At 64.1% G+C, this 20,664-nt stretch carries 16 protein-coding genes; 9 read left to right on the top strand and 7 right to left on the bottom strand.

Going from position 1 to position 20,664, the window contains the following annotated elements; translation table 11 throughout:
* Positions 1–42: 42 nt before the first annotated feature.
* On the bottom strand, positions 43–1,092 hold the full coding sequence (locus HSR6_RS09130; RefSeq protein WP_071933424.1) for a PGF-CTERM-anchored ABC transporter substrate-binding protein: 1,050 nt from the start codon (positions 1,090–1,092) through the stop codon (positions 43–45).
* Between the two features lie 144 nt (positions 1,093–1,236).
* Between HSR6_RS09130 and HSR6_RS09125 the strand changes: the two genes are divergently transcribed.
* Both HSR6_RS09125 and HSR6_RS09120 read left to right on the top strand, forming a co-directional pair.
* Positions 1,237–1,530 (top strand): hypothetical protein, encoded by a 294-nt coding sequence (locus HSR6_RS09125; RefSeq protein WP_070365581.1) that lies wholly within the window; start codon positions 1,237–1,239, stop codon positions 1,528–1,530.
* 230 nt (positions 1,531–1,760) lie between these two features.
* Positions 1,761–2,054: a hypothetical protein gene (locus tag HSR6_RS09120; RefSeq protein ID WP_070365580.1), complete on the top strand. Its 294-nt coding sequence runs from the start codon at positions 1,761–1,763 to the stop codon at positions 2,052–2,054.
* Between the two features lie 27 nt (positions 2,055–2,081).
* Here HSR6_RS09120 and HSR6_RS09115 read toward each other — a convergent pair whose 3' ends face one another.
* The gene (locus HSR6_RS09115) at positions 2,082–2,831 is read right to left on the bottom strand and encodes a competence/damage-inducible protein A (RefSeq protein ID WP_070365579.1); all 750 of its coding nucleotides are present in this window, start codon (positions 2,829–2,831) and stop codon (positions 2,082–2,084) included.
* Positions 2,832–2,915: 84 nt separating this feature from the next.
* Between HSR6_RS09115 and folP the strand changes: the two genes are divergently transcribed.
* On the top strand, positions 2,916–5,327 hold the full coding sequence (folP, locus tag HSR6_RS09110) for a dihydropteroate synthase (RefSeq protein ID WP_071933423.1): 2,412 nt from the start codon (positions 2,916–2,918) through the stop codon (positions 5,325–5,327).
* Between the two features lie 45 nt (positions 5,328–5,372).
* Here the strand turns inward: folP and HSR6_RS09105 are convergent, their stop codons facing one another.
* The 3 genes from HSR6_RS09105 to HSR6_RS09095 form a co-directional block, all read right to left on the bottom strand.
* Positions 5,373–7,013 (bottom strand): BCCT family transporter, encoded by a 1,641-nt coding sequence (locus HSR6_RS09105; RefSeq protein ID WP_070365961.1) that lies wholly within the window; start codon positions 7,011–7,013, stop codon positions 5,373–5,375.
* A gap of 186 nt (positions 7,014–7,199) precedes the next feature.
* The gene (locus HSR6_RS09100; protein ID WP_070365577.1) at positions 7,200–7,874 is read right to left on the bottom strand and encodes a cobalamin B12-binding domain-containing protein; all 675 of its coding nucleotides are present in this window, start codon (positions 7,872–7,874) and stop codon (positions 7,200–7,202) included.
* Positions 7,875–8,079: 205 nt separating this feature from the next.
* Positions 8,080–9,849, bottom strand: a complete 1,770-nt coding sequence (locus HSR6_RS09095; RefSeq protein WP_071933422.1) for an aldehyde ferredoxin oxidoreductase family protein — start codon at positions 9,847–9,849, stop codon at positions 8,080–8,082.
* Between the two features lie 405 nt (positions 9,850–10,254).
* On the opposite strand from HSR6_RS09095, the gene HSR6_RS09090 reads away from it, so the two are divergent.
* The 3 genes from HSR6_RS09090 to HSR6_RS09080 all read left to right on the top strand — a co-directional run bounded on the left by HSR6_RS09090 (position 10,255) and on the right by HSR6_RS09080 (position 14,587).
* Positions 10,255–12,795 (top strand): GcvT family protein, encoded by a 2,541-nt coding sequence (locus HSR6_RS09090; protein ID WP_071933421.1) that lies wholly within the window; start codon positions 10,255–10,257, stop codon positions 12,793–12,795.
* Positions 12,796–12,865: 70 nt separating this feature from the next.
* The gene (locus tag HSR6_RS09085) at positions 12,866–13,621 is read left to right on the top strand and encodes an electron transfer flavoprotein subunit beta/FixA family protein (protein ID WP_070365574.1); all 756 of its coding nucleotides are present in this window, start codon (positions 12,866–12,868) and stop codon (positions 13,619–13,621) included.
* Positions 13,622–14,587, top strand: a complete 966-nt coding sequence (locus HSR6_RS09080) for an electron transfer flavoprotein subunit alpha/FixB family protein (protein WP_071933420.1) — start codon at positions 13,622–13,624, stop codon at positions 14,585–14,587.
* Positions 14,588–14,676: 89 nt separating this feature from the next.
* On the opposite strand, the gene HSR6_RS09075 is transcribed toward HSR6_RS09080, so the two are convergent.
* Positions 14,677–15,552, bottom strand: coding sequence for a tetrahydrofolate dehydrogenase/cyclohydrolase catalytic domain-containing protein (locus HSR6_RS09075; RefSeq protein WP_070365572.1), 876 nt, complete (start codon positions 15,550–15,552; stop codon positions 14,677–14,679).
* 138 nt (positions 15,553–15,690) lie between these two features.
* Between HSR6_RS09075 and HSR6_RS09070 the strand changes: the two genes are divergently transcribed.
* A complete protein-coding gene (locus HSR6_RS09070; RefSeq protein WP_070365571.1) occupies positions 15,691–16,521 on the top strand; it encodes a methylenetetrahydrofolate reductase in 831 nt (276 codons plus the stop codon).
* 105 nt (positions 16,522–16,626) lie between these two features.
* Positions 16,627–17,535 carry a hypothetical protein gene (locus tag HSR6_RS09065; RefSeq protein WP_070365570.1) on the top strand — a complete coding sequence of 303 codons (909 nt, stop codon included), beginning with the start codon at positions 16,627–16,629 and terminating at the stop codon, positions 17,533–17,535.
* Between the two features lie 38 nt (positions 17,536–17,573).
* On the opposite strand, the gene HSR6_RS09060 is transcribed toward HSR6_RS09065, so the two are convergent.
* On the bottom strand, positions 17,574–19,526 hold the full coding sequence (locus tag HSR6_RS09060; protein ID WP_071933419.1) for an ASKHA domain-containing protein: 1,953 nt from the start codon (positions 19,524–19,526) through the stop codon (positions 17,574–17,576).
* Between the two features lie 137 nt (positions 19,527–19,663).
* Between HSR6_RS09060 and HSR6_RS09055 the strand changes: the two genes are divergently transcribed.
* Complete coding sequence (locus HSR6_RS09055; protein ID WP_070365568.1) at positions 19,664–20,617, top strand: succinylglutamate desuccinylase/aspartoacylase family protein; 954 nt, start codon at positions 19,664–19,666, stop codon at positions 20,615–20,617.
* Positions 20,618–20,664: the final 47 nt, after the last annotated feature.

Genomic DNA, 20,664 nt, shown 5'->3' with positions numbered 1-20,664 from the left:
GGGATATCAGTCGGGCGATCCGTCAGTCGCGTGCGGGACACGTCAGTCCCGACGCAGGAACGCGGCCCCGCCGAGTGCGAGGAGCGCGACGATCGGGCCGAACCCGGGCGCTTCGGTCTCGGTGGTCACGGCCGTGGTATCCTCGTTCTGTGTGTCTGCAGTCGTGGTCGCCTGGGCGGACTCGTACGCGTCGGGATGGAGTTCACTCGCGATGTGTTCGACCACGTCGACGGTCCGCGGCGCGGCCTGACTGATGGAGTGGGCGTTCACGGTGATGATCTGGTCGTTCTGCACGGCTGGCGTCCCGTTGTAGGCTTCCTTGTCCGGAATGCCCGGGGCCTCGTCGTTGACGACGATCCATTCGGGGCTCTGGTTGGCGACGACCTCGTCGCTCACCATCTGGAAGCCCGAAATCCCGGCCTCGCTGGCCACGTTCGTGGCGCCGGCGGTGGTGAGGATCTCGTCGATGAACGTGCCCTCGCCGGAGGTGTAGCCCGCGAACACGTAGAGCACGGGGGGCGAGTCCTCGCCGTCGACGGCCTCGGCGACGGTATCGAGGGTCTGTTCCATCTCCGTGGCCTTCGCGTCTGCGGCCTCACATTCGCCGGTCAACTGGCCGATCAGGCGGGTCTTCTCGACCACGTCGTCCATGGTCTCGGAGGCACCGAAGTGATAGACCGTGAGGCCCGCATCACGCAGTTGCTCGACTTTCTCCTCGCTAATGATGTTCGGCGCGAGCACGATGTCGGGGTCCTGAGCGATGACCCGCTCGGTGTTCACGAAGCCCTCGTCACCGGAGACGATCTCCTTTTCCTCGTCCCAGTCGAGGTAGGTGCCTCGATCGGAGATGCCGATGACCTTCTCCTGAGCGCCGATCTCGTACATCGTCTGGGCGGCGCTCGGCGCGAGGGTCACGACCGTCTCGGGTTCCTCCTCGATCGTGATCTCGGTGCCGGTCGAGTCAGTCACGGTGAGCGGGTACGAACAGTCACTGCCACTCTGGGCGGCAACACCCCCCAGCCCGCCGGCGACGCCGGCGGTCAGGAGCAGGGCCGTCAATCCGACCGCGAGCAATCCACGTGGAACGTGCATAGTTGTGAATGGTGGCTGTGAATGTTAAATTTGTCTACCTCAAATTCAGTTGTGCAACTGGACGCCTCTCCAGGGATGAGTACACATAACGATTTTGTTAATATTGGGGATTTAATATTGGTGCACCGGAATGTACGGACGGATATGGTCGTACAAAACGAATTGCGAACGGCGATGGAAACCAGCCGTGAGGATCTCATCGAGGTTCTCGCCCAGTACCAGGCCGTCCCCGTGGTGGACGACGGACAGGAAGTTTCGAGTCTGCTCGGTGGCCGGACGAACACCGAGTTCAAACTGGAAGAACCGGGGGGCGTGGAGACGACCGACCGACAGACCCGACAGGAGGTCCTCGAACACCTCGGGGTCGAAGACGAACAAGACCTCGAACCGGTCCAGGAGGAGATCAAGAACCATCAGGCGTGGGGCGAGAAGGTCTGAGTGGCCGGGCACCCACAGGGACGTGTCCCGACTGACTGTCTCCGCCCACCCAGAGTCCTTCTTCGATCGGCTCTCGCTCCAGTATCAACTATCTGTCACAGTAATCACACAGAAAATACCGACTACGCCACCGTTTTTCTCCACGCCTGGGGTTTGGTCCCATGCCACTGGTCATATATCAGAAAGGAGGTGAAAATTAATATCGATGAGCCGGTAGGTTATGATGGACTATGGTCGTTCAAAGCGAACTCCGTGAAGCGATGGAATCGGGCCGCGAGGAGACGATCGAACTGCTGGCCCGCAACGAGACCGTGCCGGTCATCGACGAGGAGGCCGAGGTTTCTGACCTGCTGGGTGGCCGCAAACAACCATCCTTCAAGCTGGAGGAAGCGGACGGCGTCGAGACTGTCGACCGCCAGACCCGACAGGACGTGCTGAACTTCCTCGACATCGAGGACGAGGCGGACCTTGAACCGGTTCAAGAGGAGATCAAAAACCACGAAGACTGGGGCGCTGACGTCTAAACGGCCGAATCGGGAGTACCGCGCCGATCACTCGACGGCGTCGGGAGTGCTGGCGAGCGTGACCCGTTCTGCGAGCCAGTCCAGGGCCCTTCGGATCTCCTGTTCGCTCTCGCCGGTCACGCGCACCCGGTTCCGGTCGGCCCGCTCACCGGGGTAGCTCCCGGCCCGGACCGCGAACTGCGATTCGAGTTCCCCGAGGTGACCCGCGAGGACGCCCTCCGGGGCGTCCGTATAGCGGGTCTCCATCACCACGTCACCACCGAACGCGTCGCTGACCTGCTGGAAGGTCCCTTTGAGCTCGCTTGGCACCCCGGGCAGGACATAGACGTTTTCCACTGCACACCCCCTGGCGAGTCCCGCTGGATTCTCGATCGGTCGGCCACCCGCGACGGTCTCGGCCACCCGGTCGACGTCCAGTCCCAGGTCGTACTTCGCTGCGAGGTCGGGGTGGGCCGCGACGAAGGCCTCGGATGACTCTTTGGCTGCCGCCCGTGTTTCGGGATCGACCACCAGGTCCCGGTCCAGCGCATCTGCAACCGCCGCCATGGTCAGATCGTCCGGGGTCCCGCCCAGGCCGCCGGTGACGATGACCCGGTCGTGACGTGCAGCCCGGGTGGCGACCCGTTCGGCGATGAGTTCCCGGTCGTCACCGATGGTGAGGATCTCGACGACGCGGCTGCCCCGCTCGGTGAGCTCCCGGGCGAGCCAGGTCGCGTTCGTGTTCTCGGTCTCGCCGGTCAGGAGTTCGTCCCCGACCGTGATGATCGCCACGTCCATGCCGGAATCGTGTGGCCCCGCGGCCAAAGCGTGTCCGGTTCCTGGTCCGGTAGCTTGAAGCGAGCCGTTCTCTAACGCCCGACCATGGATTACAGCGAGGCGGCGAACTACCTCCTCGGTCTTCGTCGATTCCGGACCCAACTCGGCATCGAAGACATCGCCCGATTTCTGGAGACGGCTGGCAACCCACAGGCTGGCACGGATTTCGTGCAGGTCGCGGGCTCGAACGGCAAGGGCAGCACGGCCCGGATGCTTGCCTCGATCCTCCGGGAGGCGGGCCTGGACGTGGGGCTCTACACCTCGCCGGACCTTGGGGACGTACGCGAGCGAGTGCAGGTGAACGGCCGGAAGATCCCCAGGTCGGCGATCACCGAATTCGTCTCGACCTACCGCGAACGCCTGGACAGCGGGGCCGCCCGCTCGGAACCGCTGACCCACTTCGAGGCCCTCACGGCCCTGGCGATCTGGTATTTCGGGGAGCGTGACGTGGACGTCGCCATCCTCGAGGTCGGGATCGGCGGGCGGTACGACGCGACAAGCGTCGTCTCCCCGATCGCGAGTGCGGTGACCAACGTCTCGCTCGAACACACCGACGTGCTCGGGGATACCCGCGAGGAAATCGCCCGCGACAAAGTTCATGTCGCCCCCGAGGACGGCCCGCTGGTCACGGCCGCGGATTCGGTCTTTGACACCCTCCGCGAGCACACCGCCCTCACCACGGTCGGGTGGGCGGACACGGACGTCGTCGTCGAGTCGCTCGGTCGGGACGGCTACGAGGCCCAGGAGATCACCGTTCGGATGGACGGCCTGGATCTCACGGCCCGGATTCCCCACCTCGGCCGCCACCAGGCCGAGAACGCGGGCGTGGCGGTCGCGCTGGCGAGACAGGTCACCGAGATTGATCCCGACACGATCGCCAGAGGGCTCAGAAAGGCCGCGTGGCCGGGCCGATTCGAGGTGATGGAGCAGGACCCGCTCGTCCTCCTGGACGGCGCGCACAACCCTGGTGCAAGCGAACAACTCGGGTCCGTGCTCGCGGACCTGGCCTACGAGGATCTCTATCTGGTTTTCGGGGCGATGCACGACAAGGACCTCGGGGCCATGATCGAGGCCCTGCCACGCCCCACCCAGGTCTTCACCTGTCGCCCGGACAAGAAGCGGGCCGAAGACGAGCGGGTGCTGGCGAAGGCCTGGGAGGCCGCCGGTGTCGAGGCCGTCGAGGCAGTCGGCTCCGTTCTGGGGGGTGTCGATCGGGCCATCAGCCAGGCCGGCCCCGAGGACGCCGTGGTGATCGCGGGTTCCCTGTACACCGTCGCCGAGGCCCGCCAGCGCTGGGCCCGGACCGTGATCCCGGTCGACGCCAAATTCGCGAGCGAGGCCGACGGGACCGAACCGCTCGCGGCACTCGACCGCGCGGAACGACCGATCGAGGCGGCCGATCGCCGCTTCGGGACGGTTCGAACGCGGCTCCCACGGGCTGGGGCCCGAACGGTCCAGGCAGAGATGTTGCGGGCGGGCGGGGAGTGTGAGATCTCGGCGCTCATCGAGGAGGCCCGCTTCGTCGATGTCATCCTTTCCGGGACGCGAACCCAGTTCCGGACACTCTTCGAGGCCCTCGAAGACCGGGACTGCTGTCCGACCCTCCCCGCGGACATCGAGGCCGCACTCGGTCCCACGCCCACCGATCTCCCGGGGCTCGACTCAGCCCACCAGCCCGCTTTGATGGGCATTCTGAATATCACGCCGGACTCCTTCCACGACGGTGGGGAGTACAACGCCGTCCCACAGGCCGTCGAGCGGGCCGAGAAGCTAATCGAAGCCGGTGCCGACATCCTCGACGTGGGCGGGGAGAGTACCCGGCCCGGCGCGGATCCCGTCGAGATTCAGGCGGAGATCGATCGGATCGTCCCGGTCATCGAGGCCCTGCAGGACCTGGACGCGATGATCTCGGTGGACACACGGAAGGCCGAGGTCGCGACGGCGGCCATCGAGGCCGGTGCGGACATCATCAACGATCAGGATGGCCTGGAAGACCCGGCGCTCCGGGCCGTCGTCGCCGAACACGACGTGCCGGTGATCCTGATGCACAGTATCAACACCCCGGTCCAGCCCGACGCCGAGGTGCCCTACGACGACGTGGTCACGGACGTCATCGCCGAACTCAAAGAGCGGGTGCTCCTGGCTCGTCGGGCGGGCATCGACCGGGACCGGATCGTCCTCGACCCCGGCATCGGCTTCGGCAAGACCGCAGCCGAGAACTTCGAACTGCTGGATCGGCTCCACGAGTTGACGGGGTTGGGGCTGCCCGTGCTCTTTGCCCACTCACACAAGTCCCTCTTCGCGGACCTCGGCTATGCGGACGGGGATCGACTCCTGCCGACGGTCGTCGCCTCGGCGATGGCGGCCGAACGTGGGGCCGCTGCCTTGCGGGTTCACGACGTCGCCGAGAACCTGGCGGCGGTCAAGACGACCGGCGCGACCGACCGGACGGAGTAGTCACTCGTCGTTTTTGCGCGAAAAAGAAACCCGCCAGTTGCGGGGTTAGTCGTCGTCCGTGCCGATGCCTTCACTCGGGTCGATACCGGACCCGCGCTGGTCGACTTCCTTCTGCGTGAGGAAGACTGGCTCGACGTGACGGAAGGTCCGGATCGTCGCCCAGACGGCGATCAGGAGGACGATCGCGAACGGTCCGCCGGTGAGCACGGAGGCGGTCTGCAGCGCGTTCGCCCCACCGAAGACCAGGAGCAGCGCGGCGAGCAGCCCCATCGTCACACCCCAGATGGTGCGGTTGATGGTCGAGGGCTTCTCCTTCCCGCCCGTGGTGAGCATGCCCAGCGCGAGCGTGGAGGAGTCAGCCGAGGTGACGAAGAACGTCGTCACGAGCAGCAGGAACGTGAGCATGAGGAACACGCCCAGCGCCCCCGGGAGCATCGCTTCGAACAGCGGGTATCCCAGTCCGTCGTACCCGATGTTGTTGTAGGTCTCGACGATCGGGGCCACGCCGTTGTTCTCCATCCAGATGGAGGAGCCACCGAGCGCGGCGAACCACGGGATGGTCGCGCCCGTGGAGGCGATCACGCCGGTGCCGACCATCTGTCGGACCGTCCGGCCACGCGAAATGCGGGCGATGAACAGGCCGACGAACGGGGCCCACGCGAACCACCAGGCCCAGTAGAAGACGGTCCAGGCACCCACGAACCCGGCCGGATCGAAGCCGGCGGAGTTCGTGTACATGCTGACCGAGATGAAGTTGTTGACGTACTGGCCGATGGACTCGACGCCCAGGTCGAGGATGTACGCGGTCGGGCCGAAGACGAAGGCCACGACCATCAGGAAGAAGAACACCACCATGTTGAAGTTCGAGACCCGCTTGATGCCCTTCTCGACCCCCAAGGCAGCGGAGAGGGTGAAGGCCACCGTCAGGCCCGTGATCATCAGGATGGTGAGCATGTCCGTCGTCTGGATGCCGAAGATGTAGTTCAGGCCACCCAGGAACTGGCCACCGACGAAGCCGAGCGAGGTCGCGATGCCACCGATGGTGGCGAACACGCCCGTGATGTCGATGAGCTTCGGCAGCCAGCCGTCGAGGTTGTCAGTGCCGAGGAACGGCGCGAGCACCGTCGAAATACGGAGCGGTGCGCCGTATCGGTAGGCGAAGAAGGCGATTGGCAGCGCCAGCAGCACGTAGAAGGACCACGCCGAGATCCCCCAGTGGAAGAACGTGTACGCGACCGCGTCCACGGCGGCTGCAGGCGTGCCGGGATCTGCAGCACCGGCGAGCGGGCTGTTCGACGGCGGCGCGTAGAGCGTGTAGTGGGAGACGGCCTCTGCGGGTCCCCAGAACACGATACCCGCGGCGATGCCGGCCGAGTAAAGCATCGCGAAGTAGGACTTGAAGGAGTGCTCCGGGTCCTCGTCGGGCTTGCCGATCCGAATATTGCCCCACGGGCCCAAGAGCAGGAAGAGCCCGAAGACCACCAGGAAAAAGCCCACCATCAGGTAAGCCCATCCTAACGACGTGGTCATCCAGGTGAACGCGTTATTAATGAAGTTTCTCGAAGCCTCCGGGGACAGTACCAACGCGATAATCGCGAGGACTGACACCCCGAGACCGATTCCATACACCACCGGGTCGAGTTCGTCGAAGAACGTACCGATTGCACCCTTGTTTCCTGTACTCATATGTGTGTTATCGTTACCCATCCGTTGGTTGTGGGTCCGATACGCACTAACGATACGGACGAGGGGTTATGAAATTATTTATTCCTTTTTCGTCATTATCGAACGCAGAAAGCCACCCCTACCCGTATTCGGGAAGTTTTGCCACTGACATGATATTAAAGGCTGCCGGTAAAACCAAGAACTGCGCTATTCCGCGAGTAGCTCAATCGCTTCCTGGACGGCCGCGTCGGCGTTGTCCGCATAGCCGTCAGCGCCGATCTCGTCCCGCCACTCCTCGGAGGTCGGCGCCCCGCCGACCATTACCTTCACGTCGTCGCGAAGGCCCTCCTCTTCGAGCAGTTCGACGACCTCTTCCTGGTGGTCCATGGTCATCGTCATCAGCGCGGACATGCCCAGGATGTCCGGATCCTCCTCCCGGACGGCCTCGACGAAGTCCTCGTTCGGGATCTCGACGCCCAGGTCGATGACGTCGAACCCGTTTGCCTTCAGCATCGTGATCAGAATGTTCTTCCCGATGTTGTGGATGTCCTCGTCGACGGTTCCGATGACGACCTTGCCGGCCGTGTCCTCGTCGCCGAGGTCCATCTCGTCCAGCAGCGGCTCGACGAGTTCGACGCCGGCTTTCATGCAGTCCGCGGACATGGCGAGTTCGGGCAGGAAAACCTCCCCGCGGCCGAACTTGTCACCGACGGTCCGAACACCCTCGGTCAGGCCCTCCTGAAGGATGACGAGCGGATTGAGGTCCTTGTCGATGGCCTCCTGGGTGAGTTCTGCTGTCTTGTCCTCCTCGAGGTCGATGATCGCCTGCTGGATGTCCTCGATGATGGGGTCGAGATCGTCGGCTGAGTCCTCGTCTGTCATGTGAATCCCTAACTGAATAGCTCGCTGTTGTGAGAATAAAGGTTATGGAAATCTCCCCCAATCATTTCGAAACTGATGCTTCGAAAACCGGCAGTACCTCTATTTTCAGGCCATTTCCGTGTTGAATTCGGGGAGTCAAATCAGAAATTAACTAGATCAATTCAGGTTGTAAAATGAACTTTCATTAGGAAAAATGGGATTTCAATTAGGCCCGGTTCACGGACGGGAACAGTGCCCCGAGATCGAGTGCGTCAAGCGTCTCCCGGGTTGGGACGCCTCGCTCGTCCCAGCCCCGCTGCTCGTAGTAGGCACTTCGCATCGCTTCGAACTCCGACTGGGAGATCTGGTCTCCGGCCCCCGGGCCGTCGGTGATGGGCTCTTCGAGTACCGGCGGGAGCGTGTCGTCGTCCCGATCGAAGCCCTCCCGGACGTTGAACAGGCGAGTCAGCGTCCAGATGCGGGTCCCGGCCCGTCTGAGCGCTGTGGGGGTGAGCTCTAGCCCGACAGCCGCGAGCCACTCGGCGCCGAAGTCCCTGGTGTACAGGGTCTCGGTGAAGTCATCGGCGATCAGGCTCCAGAGGAGTGAGCGATAGTCCTGTTCGGCGATGACTTCCCGGGCCCGCCGAGTCGGCTCATCGAGGTCCGGCTCGAAGACGGCCGTTTCGATGGGTCGAGCCCGCCGGTGGCAGGCTCCCCGGTCACTGGTTGCGTAGGCCAGCGCCATGCTCGGTGCCCGCCGGGGGTCATAGGACGGGAGTTCCATCCCCTTGACCGTCGGGATCAGGTCTTCGCCGCCGTAGGCCTCGGCGGCGGCGTCGATGCCGTCTGCCAGGGTGGCACCAAGCTCCGTCTCCCGGGCCGCGATCGCCTCGGCGAGTTCGATGGCGGATTCGATATCTCCGAACTCGCCCGCGTAGTCGATCACGCCTTCCTCGCCGGCCCGGATGGCCCAGGCGATGGCGTTTCCTACGCCGATGATGTCCACCCCGAGGCGGTCACAGGTCAGTCCGAGCGTCGCCACGTCCTCGAAATCGTCGATTCCGAGCCCCGCGCCCAATGTCATCTGCGTGCCCCCGCGTGGGGTACTTTCGCTCTCTTCGAACGAAACCCTGAACCCGCCGGGAATCGCTTCGCCCTCGTGCTCTCGCTCGTAGTCCGTCGCCTCCACGGCCTCGATGCCGATTTCGTCTGTCCCCTCGAAGGTGCTCTCCTGCCAGCCGCGGGTCGAGAGGGCCCCGATCTCGTCGGCGAAGTCCACGGACTCCACCGTCTCGCTGGCCCGGTGCCAGTCGTCGGTCGACCCGTCGCCGAACCGTTCCTCGTACTCGGTCCGGAGTTCGTCCAGTCCGGAGACTGGCTCGTCGACCGCGATCACGGCCTTGAGCCGTTTCGATCCCATGACGGCCCCTGCACCGCCCCGGCCGGCGTGGTGGTCGCCGCCGTCGGAGGCGATCGTCGCGTAAACCACTTCGTTCTCTCCGGCGGGGCCCGTGCAGGCGACCGCCGCATCGGGATGTGCCTCACAGGCGGCTTCCACGCCCTCGCCCCACGCCGTGGCCGGTTCGATCGAGACGTCCCCGTCGGAGACGACCAGGGAGACTGGCTCCGGCGCCTGGCCAGTCACGATGAGTCCCATCGTCTCGCCGAGGCTGCCGGCCAGTCTGGCGGCGAAGTCACCGCCGCTGTAGGAGTCCAGAAAGGTCCCGGTCAGCGGCGACTTGGTGATCGCCGCGTAGCGTGGTTCCCCCGGGATCAGTCCCGAGAGGGGGCCGACCATGAACAGAAGCGCGTTCCCCGGGGCGAGCGGGTCGACACCAGGTTCGGTTACTTCATGGAGGTACCTCGCGCCCAGGCCCTTCCCGCCGATGTACTGACGGAGCCATTGCTCGGGGATCGGCTCTCGCTTTACGGTCCCGTCGGTCAGGTCCACTCGAAGGACGGCGGTTCGACGGGGCGGGGCTCTCTCCGTCGTCACGCGTGTCGATAACAGAGTCGGGTTCAGAAGTCCACCGGTTTCGGCCAGTCCCGCGACATCGCCGGTCGCTGGAACCGATAGTTTTTTGCTTGTGGCCTTTTCTCGTCTTTTGATATGTTGGGGCGATTTTGCGTTCCCAGGTCGGCCGGTGGCCCGAACCCGAATCGGCTCGCTGGCACGATTGCCCCGGACCTGTCGTACTGACAATATATTCGCCCCGCTGCAGTCATGCGGTTTTCCATAACGTGAAACGCCGGCCGCCATTTGATGGCATCGATATTTTATACATGGTTTTTCATCGACTTCGTTAGTTATATGTGCTAAGTCTGCTAGAAGAATTGTTGTGGGGCCGGTTCACACCCTAGCGAAGCGCGGATCGAACGTGGACACCCCGAGGTACAATAAATGAGTTCGAACAACCTACCCGACAGCGCCGGTACGGTAATTATCGGCGCCGGTATTGTGGGGAACAGTCTCGCATACCATCTCGCAGACCAGGGCGTTGAAGATATCCTCCTCGTCGACAAGGGACCCCTCCCGGACCCCGGCGGATCGACGGGTCACGCGTCGAACTTCCTGATGCCGGTCGAGCACTCCAAGGAGATGACCGAACTCTCCTATGACTCGATCGAGCAGTACAAGGAAGCCGGCGTGTTCACCCGCTCCGGTGGGCTCGAGGTCGCTCGCTCCGAGGAGCAGATGGAGGAGAACAAGCGACGAGTCCAGTCCGCGAAGGCCTACGGCGCGTCCGCCGAGGTCATCGACGCTGAGGAAGTCAAGGAGATGGTGCCCTACATCAACGAGGACATCATCAAGGGCGCCATGTACTGTGAGGACGCTGGTGTGTGTGACTCCCTCCAGTTCGGCGAGATCTGCCGCGAGCGCGCCAAGGACATGGGCGCACTTACGGTCTCCCCGAACACGGAGGTCACGGACATCTTCACAGAGGCCGACACCGTCACCGGGATCGAGACCGACCGCGGCGACGTCGAAGTCGAGGATACCCTCATCATCGCCGCCGGTCTCTGGAGCCCGAAGCTGGCCGAGATGGCCGGCACGCGCATCCCGCTGAAGCCGGCCGTCCACCAGATGATCTCCGTCGGCCCCATCAAGCAGTTCGAGGAGCGGGGCGTCGAGGGCATCGAGGACCCGATCGTTCGGGACATGGACCACCGCGAATACGAGCGCCAGCACGGCAGCGAGATCGAGGTCGGTTCCTACTCCCACCGCCCGATGCTGTGGGACATCGAAGACGTGCCCTCCATCGACGAGGCACCGCTCTCCCCGACTCAGCCGCCGCTGACTGACGAAGCCTTCGAGGCGTCCATGGAGCACGCCCTCGAGCTTATGCCCGAGATCCTGGACGACCCCGACGCGGGGATCCGTCACTCGATCGACGGCCTGCTCTCGATGACCGCCGACGGTGGCCCCGTCGTCGGTCCGGTCAAGGACCTCGACAACCTGTGGTCCGTGGCCGCCATCTGGATCAAGGAGGCCCCCGCCATCGCGAAGGAAGTCGCCCGCTGGATGACCGAAGGCTACGGTGCCATCGACACGGACCTCGAAGGCATCAACATCGCCCGCTACGACGAGTACGGGCGCGCCGAGCGCTACGTCGAAGAGCGCTCCAAGGAAGGCTTCCGCAAGATCTACGGCAGGGTTCACCCCAAAGAGCAGTGGATGTCCTCCCGTCCGCTCCGGACGACGGGCTTCCACGACCGCCTGGAGGAGCACGAGGCCGAGTTCTGGGAATCCGCCGGCTGGGAACGGCCGCGCTGGTTCCGTGAGAACGCGGACCTCCTGCAGGAGTACCAGGAAACCATCAGCGAGTTCCAGCGTCCCAACGAGTGGGACCGGCGCTGGTGGTCCCCGATCATCCTGGCCGAGCACCTGCACATGCGGGACAACGTCGGCCTGATCGGCGACATGGGCTTCGGTATCTACGAGCTGCAGGGCCCCGACGCCCTGGAGATGGCCGAAAAGCTCACCGTCGGCCGCATGGACGTCGACGTGGGCAGCCTGGTCTACACCCCGGTGCTGGACGAGGACGCCGGCTTCCGTGCTGACCTCACCGTCGTGCGTCTCGGCGAGAACAAGTTCCGCTTTGTCACTGGTGGCGGCGACGCCGGCCACGACAAGCAGTGGATCCGCCAGCACATGGAGGATGACATGGACGTCGAGCTCGTCAGCAAGAGCTCCGCCCTGGGCACGATGGGTGTCTGGGGTCCGAACGCCCGGAAGGTCATGCAGGAAGTCACCGAGGAGGACATGTCCGACGAGGCCTTCCCGGCCTACACGGCCCAGGAAGTCCACATCGGTGACGTCGAGGCCTTCGCGATGCGTATCTCCTATGTCGGGGAACTCGGCTGGGAGATCTACGCCCCGATGGAGCAGACCGGTCGCCTCTGGGACACCATCTACGAGGCCGGTCAGGAGTACGACCTCCGTCCGGTTGGGACGGGTGTCTACGGCTCCACCGGTCGCATGGAGAAGGGCTACCGCCTGATCGGTGCCGAACTCGAGCACGATTACAACCCGGTCGAGGCTGGCCTCGACTTCCACGGTGTCAAGGACGCCGACTTCATCGGCAAGGACGCCTACGTGGAAGCCATGGAGAGCGAGCCCGCCGCGAAGCTCTGCACCCTGGCCGTGACCGACCACGCGCCGAACGGTGGCGAGGAGCGCTACCCGCTCGGCGGCGAGCCGGTCAAGGACCTCGACGGCAACGTGCTTATCGACGACGAGGGCCGCCGCTCGTACACCACGAGCGCCGCGACGGGCCCCTCGGTCGGCAAGCACATCATGCTGGCATACATCCCGACGGACATCGCAGAGGAAGGCAAGGAGCTGCAGGTCGAGTACTTCGGCGAGGACTACCCGGTCGAGATCGTCCGCGTCGGCAGCAAGCCGCTCTTTGACCCGAGCAACGAACGGATCCTGAGCTAAACGGACTGGGACCGGTCAGTCCGCTCGGGGTCTGGGACTTCGCCGGTCAAATTACAAACTTATCATAATCATGGAAACATTAGCCTGTATCAAACGCGTCGCTGACACCGGGGCGGAGATCGTACTGACGGATGACAAGCAGTCGGTGGACGCCTCCGCCGTGGGGTACACGATGGGTCCCCACGAGGAGTGTGCCATCGAAGCGGCAGTCCAGGTCGTCGAGGAGGAAGGTGGCGAATCCACCGTCCTGAGTCTCGGCCCCGAGGACACGGAAGACCAGCTTTACGAAGGAATCGGTCGCGGTGCCGACAACGGCGTCCTCCTGGAGACGGCGGGCGGCGACTGGGGGCCGGAGTCCACGGCGACGGCTATCGCCGACGCCATCGAGGGTGACCTCGCGGACTTCGACCTCCTCTTCTTCGGCAACGAATCGGGCGACAACGCGAACTACCAGGTCGGTATTCGCGTGGCCCACGAACTCGATCTGCCGGTCGTCACCGGTGCGAAGGACCTCGAGATCGACGGTGACACGGCGATCGTCAAGCGTGACGTCCCCGGCGGCTCGGAGGTCTTCGAGGTCGAGACTCCGGCCGTCGTGACCGTCAAGGAGGGCCTGAACACGCCGCGCTACCCGTCGATGCGGAGCCGGATGCAGGCCAAAAAGCAGGAGATCCAGACGATCGACCCCACGGAGACCGACGACCGGCTCCAGATGGTCGAACTGGAGACTCCGGAAGCCGAGGACAGCGAGGCAGAAGTCCTCGGCGAGGGCCCGGAAGCGGTCGACGAAGCGGTCGAAGTCATGGAAGAACTGGAGGTGCTCTAAATGGTACTGACACTCATCGAACACGCCGACGGCGAGATCGACGAGACGTCCCTGGAGATGCTTACCCTCGCCCGGGACCTGGCCGAGCAGGTCGGCGAGGACGTGACTGCGGCGATGTTCGGCGGCGAGGATCTGGCTGCCGATCTCGGCGAGTACGGCGTCGACACCGCCTACGTCTGTACGGGCGATCTCGCGGAGACCTACGCCCCCGAGGCCCGCGCCGAAGCCCTCGGTGCGCTCTGTGACGATCTCGAACCCGCCGCCGTCTTCGGCGGCGGCACGGACACCGCAAACGAGGTCCTGGCCCACCTCGGCGCCAAGCGGGACCTCCCGATGTCCGCCAACACGACGGAGATCGAGACGGACGGCGAGACCTGCGAGATCGAGCGCCACCGCTGGGGTGGCAGCCTCATCGAGCACGCCACGATGGAAGGCGAGACGAAGCTGTTCACCACGCCCGACCACGAACTCCCGATCGAGGCCGTCGGCGACGGCGAGGCCGCCGTCGAGACCCTCGAGCCCGAACTCAGCGAGGGTGCCTGGGAGGTCCAGGTCGACCGCTTCGAGGAGTCGGACCTGGAGGGTGTTCCGCTCCCCGAGGCCCGCATCGTCGTCGGTGGCGGTCGCGGTGTCGGTGGCGAGGAGGACTTCGAACAGCTCGAAGAACTGGCTGACCTGTTCGACAACGCCACGGTCGGCGCGACCCGGATCGCCGTCGACGAAGGGTGGCGGCCGCACAACGACCAGATCGGCCAGACCGGGCAGAAGATCGCGCCCGAACTGTACATCGCCGCCGGCATCAGTGGGGCCGTCCAGCACTGGGTCGGCGCCAAAGGGTCGGAGAACGTCCTCGCGATCAACACCGATCCCGAGGCCGCGATCATGTACAAGGGCGATTACGCGATCGTCGGCGACCTCCACGAGGTCGTCCCCGAGCTGATCGACGCCGTCGAAGCCGCGAAGTAACGTCGCCGCTCGAATTTTGTTTTTTTTTTTGATTCGGTAGCGATCGCTATCGCTTCTTCGGGGCGAAAAAACGGAGAAAACAACCCCGTCTACGGCAGTTCGACTTCGACGTCGTTCTGGAGGCCCGCGGCCTTGACCGTGTTGTAGAGCAACATCGTGATCGTCATCGGGCCCACACCGCCCGGCACGGGGCTGATGGCGTCGACGACGTCTTTGGCGGACTCGAACTCGACGTCACCGACCAGTTCACCGTCCACGCGGTTGGTCCCGACGTCGATGACCGTCTGGCCCTCCGAGAGCATCGAGCCGTCGATCATCTCCGGGACGCCGGCGGCCGCGATGACGATGTCGGCGTTCTTGGTCTTCTCCTCGAGGTTCTGGGTCCGGGAGTGACAGACCGTGACCGTGGCGTTGCCGTTGTCGGTCTTCTGCATGAGCAGGTTCGCGACCGGCTTGCCGACGATGTTCGAGCGGCCGACGACGGTGACGTCCTTGCCCTCGGTGTCCACGCCGGCGTCCTCGATCATCTTGATGACGCCGTGGGGCGTACAGGGCTTGAAGCGGGCGTTGCCCGTGACCATCCGACCGACGTTCTCCGGGTGGAACCCGTCGACGTCCTTCATCGGGTCGATCTCGTTGAGGACCCGCTCCTCGTCGACGTGATCGGGGACCGGCAGCTGGACGAGGATGCCGTGTACTTCGGGGTCCTCGTTCAGGTCCTCGATCGTGTCGTAGAGCTCCTCGGCCGGCGCTTCGGGATCGATCTCGACGTGGAAACTCTCCATCCCGATCTCCTCACAGGCCTTCTGTTTCATCGAGACGTAGGTCTCACTCGCCGGGTCGTCGCTCATCAGGACCGTCGCGAGGCCGGGTGTGATGTCCTCGTCCGTGAGTGTTTCGACGCTGTCTTCCAGATCAGCGCGAATCGAGTCCGCGAGTTCGTTACCGTCAATAATGTATGTCATAGTTCGACCGTGCGTTCGATAGGTTCCCTCGAAAGCACCTTGAGGTTTTCTAGAACGACTCGCCAGCCGCACATGAATACCCCCTAAACTTCGGCAGTGCAAAGAGTGAAAGCCGTGTGCCGGCTATCATGAGTACACATGACACAGGATCCAGTTCGCGATCTCCTGGCCGATCCGCACTTCGAGTTACTCCCCTTCGCCGGGCTCTTCGACCAGGCGGCAAAGCTTCCCGAGGGCTCGACCGTCGCGCTCACTGCCTCGCCGGACAAGGGCGTCGACGAGACCGTGGAACTCTCGACCGAACTCGCGGATCGCGGCTTCGAGGTTTCGGCCCACATCGCGGCCCGGGCGGTCCGGAGCGACGAGCACCTGGAGACGATCGCCGAGACGCTTCTGGACGCCGGGGTCGAGGACATCTTCGTTCCCGGTGGAGACAACGAGACGCCCGAGGGCCCCTACGACTCCGCCTATGCCCTGCTCTCGGACCTCGAGGAGATGGAGTACGAGTTCGAGCGCGTGGGCATTACCGGCTACCCGGAGGGCCACCAGTTCATCGACGACGACACGCTGCGTGAGCACCTCCTGAAAAAGGAGGAGTACGCGGACTACATCGTCACCCAGATGACCTTCGACCCGGACGCTGTGGCCGACTGGGCGCTGGAGATCCGTGAGGACGACGTCGAACTCCCGATCATCGTCGGGGTTCCGGGCGTGATGAAATACCAGCGCCTCCTGAGCATCTCTCGGGAGATCGGGGTCGGGGATTCACTCTCCTATCTCCGCAAGACCACGGGCGTGTTCGACTTCATCAAGCAGTTCCTGGGGTCCCGCGGGCAGTACGCGCCCGATGATTTCATCCAGGGGATCGGGGAGTACTACGCGGATGACAGCTACGGCATCGAGGGCGTGCACCTGTACACGTTCAACCAGGTCGGGGACGCCGAAGATTGGCGCCAGCAGTACGTCTAATCGATTCCCCGCTGCGCCGCCAACCGGTAAGATTTGCAGATAGAGCGCCTGAAACCCGGACGAACATGGGAAGAATTAACTTTCCCGCTCCTGCAATTTTAGTTGATGTTCACCTTCGAGGCCGAGCAAGAGGTCTATGACGTTAACGGGACGAAGATGGGCGGTCAACCCGGCGAGACGCCCACGCTGATGGTCGGCAGCATCTTCTACAAGGGAGACAAGGTCCAGGAGAACCCCGAGACCGGTGAGTTCGACGAAGAGGCTGCCCGCGAGGCGGTCCGCAACGTCGAGGAACTCTCCGAGAAGACGGGCAACCCGGCCGCCTTCGACACGATCGGTGACTCCCCCGAGGCCCTGAAAAAGCACATCGAGTTCATGGCCGACGTCACCGACGCGCCGATCTTCATGGACGGTCCGACCCCGTCGATCCGCGCCGAGGCCGCGAAGTTCGCCGGCGAGATCGGTATCGAGGACCAGATTATCTACAACTCCATCGAGTCCTCCACCAAGCAAGTCGACGAGGAGATCGAGGCCATCCAGGAGTCCGGTATCAACAGTGCGGTCCTGCTCTCGATCGACACGACGGACATGTCCATCGACGGTCGCCGGAACGCGCTGGACGAGAACCTGGAGGTCGCCGAGGAGGCCGGTATCGACCAGCCGATCGTCGACCCCGGCATCATCGACATTCCGGACTCGGGCTACGTCGCGAAGATCATTCACGAGCTCAAAAACGAGTACGGCATCCCGATGGGCTGTGCGCCCCACAACGAGGTCATCCAGTGGGAGATGAACGACCCGCTCGTGGAGAACTCCCGACAGCTCCGGCAGGCGGTTGCCAACTCGGTCATCGTCCACCTCGGCGCTGACTTCAACATCTACGGCCCGGTCCACGGAGCCGCCGAGATGTACGAGGTCATGTCCACCGCCGACGCCTACGTCGCCTACGGCGCGCAGATGGGTGAGGGTCGCCGCGCGGACACCGACCACCCGCTGTTCAAGATCTTCCGGTAAACCCGGTCTCGTTTTTTTTTTTCGACTCGAAAAACCGCTCAGTCCTCTGTCTCCGCCGCTTCGAGCCTGGCGGCTTCGAGTTCGCGACGTCGCATGACCTTCTCCTTGACGTGTGGGTACAGGTCGAAGTCCTGGTGGGGGAGATACATCGACTCCATGAAGTTCTCCTGGAAGACATCTGTCCCGGCGATCTCGAAGTACTCGACCTCATCGACGATGCGCTCGGCCTCGGCCCGTCGCTCCTTGTCGAGGAGTGCCAGCTTCGCCCCCACGCCGGCGGCGTTGCCAAGTGAGACCACGTCGTCCGGGTCGATGTCGGGATACATCCCGATGGTCATCGCGGAGTGTTTGTCGATGTAGTTCCCGAAGGCCCCGGCCATCAGCACCCGGTCGGGGTTCTCGATGTCCAGTTCGTCCATCAGGACCCGCGTTCCGGCCTGGATCGCGGCCTTTGCCATCTGGATCGAACGGATGTCGTTCTGGGTCAGGACGATGTCCTCGGCCAGGGCGGCTTCCTTCTCGTAGGCGACGACGTACTCGAGTTCCCCGTCGTCGTTCTCTCTCACTCGCGGGTGATCCAGCACCTCGTCCCGGAACTTCCCGCGCTGATCCACGAGGCCGACCTCGAAGAGCTGGGCGAGTGCGTCGATCACGCCCGAGCCGGTGATCCCGTTTGGCGGCTCGTCGTCGATGGTCTCATATTCCGGATCCAGCGTTTCGGGGTCGATTCGCAGGGTCTCGATCGCGCCGGACTGGGCGCGAACCCCATACCGCAGTTCCGCCCCTTCGAGGGCGGGCCCGGCCGGGGCGGAGGTCACGAGCATCTCCTCGTCGTTGCCGACCGAGATCTCCCCGTTGGTGCCGATGTCGATGCAGACGGTGGTTGGGGACTCCTTGTAGTGTCCCGAGACGAGGAGGACCGAAACCTTGTCCGGGCCGACCCACCCACCACTCACGGGCAGCCAGTAGACATAGCCCGCGTCGTTGATGTCGATACCCAGTTCCCGGGCCTTCACGGCGATCGGGGCCTCGCGGGCGGCGACGTACGGCGAGCCGGCCACGTAGGTCGGGTCGATGCCCAAAAAGAGGTGATGCATCGCCGTGTTGCCCACGAAGACACTCTCGTAGATGTCCTCGCGATCGATCCCGGCCTCCTGGATCACTTCCTCGATGGTCTCGTTGATCCCGGCCCGGATCTCTTCCTTGAGCGTCTCCCGCCCGTCGTCGTTTCGGCGGGTGTACCGCATCCGGGTCATGATGTCCCCGCCCTGCTTGGTCTGGGGGTTGAGCTGTGAGCTGATCGCCTCGGTCTCCCCGTTTTTCAGGTTCACCAGGTAGGTCGCGACCGTGGTGGTCCCGATGTCGATCGCCAGGCCGTAGGCGGTCTCGGAAAGCCCCGGCTCGACGTCGATGATTTCCTGGTCGTCATACACCGTCGCGGTGACTTCCAGTCGATCCTCGGTCTCTTCGGTCCGCATCTGGCCGGGCAACTCCCGCTGGACCTCGTAGTCGACGTCCTCGATGTCGATCTCGTAGGTGTCTTCCAGGGCTTCTCCGATCCGTTCGAAGTCCGCGACGTTGTCGGAGAGTGAGGGTACTGGCAGGTCGACGTGGTATTTCTTGACCAGCGGGTCGATGGCATATTCCAGTTCCTGGCCCTCCGTGAGGACGATCCCGGCGGTCTTCTGTGAGTCCGGTGGCACCGTCACGGAGACTTCGCCCGGTTCGCTGACCTTGGCCCGGCAGGTGAGCCGATAGCCGTTCCCCAGTTGCTCCGAGGAGAGGGTCTGTTCCTCGGCGGTGGTGATCGGCGTGAGGTGCGCTTCGCCCTCGCCGATGATCGCCTTGCAAGTCCCACACCGACCGTTGCCGGCACAGAGCCCTTCGATGCTCACGCCGGCGTCTTCGGCCGCATTGAGCAAGGTGGTGTCCGGTTCCACGTCGATCGTCTTCTTCCAGGGATAGAACGTGACCCGCGCCTCCTCGGACATGTCTTGTCTATGGTACACGATGCCGATACAAAAGGGAATTGAAGGGAGTCCTTTTGGCCCGTAGTCGTGGGCAGATCGTGGTGTTGGACCGACTCGAAATGTGAACTCTCAAGGCCGCTCCGGGCAGAGCCCCCACGATGACCGATCGGGACGTGACTCACACGGTCGAGACGGTGCCACTGGCCCGCCTTCCGTCCGGACGGACGGTCGAGACGGTGCTTCACCGATACCTGGGGGACCCCGACGGGCCGACGGTCTACCTCCAGGCCCTTCAGCACGGCGGGGAAGTCAACGGCGCGGCCGTGCTTCGTCGTCTGCACGACCGACTGACCGAGAGCGCCCTCGCGGGGGAGGTGCTTGCGGTGCCGGTCGCCAACCCCTTCGCCTTCGACCACCGGGTCTACATGGCGCCAACCCGCCTGGACGCGATCAACTCGAACATGAACCGGCTCTGGCCCGGGGACCCCGACGGAACGCTGATGGAGCGACTCGTGGACAGCCTCTGGCAGCGGGCCGCCGGGGCCGACGCCATCGTGGACCTGCACACGGGTGGCCCCTACATGCGTTCACACACTCGCTTTACCCCGGACGATTCCCGTTCGCGGGACCTCGCCAGGGCCTTCGGCCTCGATCTGATTGTGGCGGACGGCTCGCCCATCGAGAACCCCGATACTGGTGGCCAGGGCAAACTCCGGGAGATGGCCGCCGCGGCCGGGATTCCGGCTATCACGCCGGAACTCGCTCACAGCCGTGAGATCGTCGACGCCTCCGTCGATCGAGGTGTCGCGGGCATCGAGAACGTGCTGGTCGAACTCGGGGTCATCGACGGCCTGCTCCAGACGGGCGAGCCGACGGTGGGGACCGAGAAGACCCCGCTTTTCACCGAGGAGTCGGGGCTCTTCCGGTCGAATGACCTCTCGGTCGGCGACCGAATCGATGCGGGAACCGAGATCGGCGAGGTCTTCGATCCGACCAGCTACGAGTCCCTGCAGACCATCGTCGCCGACCGGGCCGGGATGTTGCTCTCGCTCAACCGCGGCTCCACAGTCATGGAGGGGGAATCGATCGGGAGCCTGATCACAATCGAGTAACCGGCACCACGGCCGGGTGACGGTTGGCTTTTTACCACGGCCCCGAT

This window comes from Halodesulfurarchaeum formicicum (assembly GCF_001886955.1).
GTDB lineage: Archaea > Halobacteriota > Halobacteria > Halobacteriales > Halobacteriaceae > Halodesulfurarchaeum > Halodesulfurarchaeum formicicum.
Note: the sequence above shows the minus strand (reverse complement) of the source record. Positions and strands in the feature narration are given on the sequence as shown.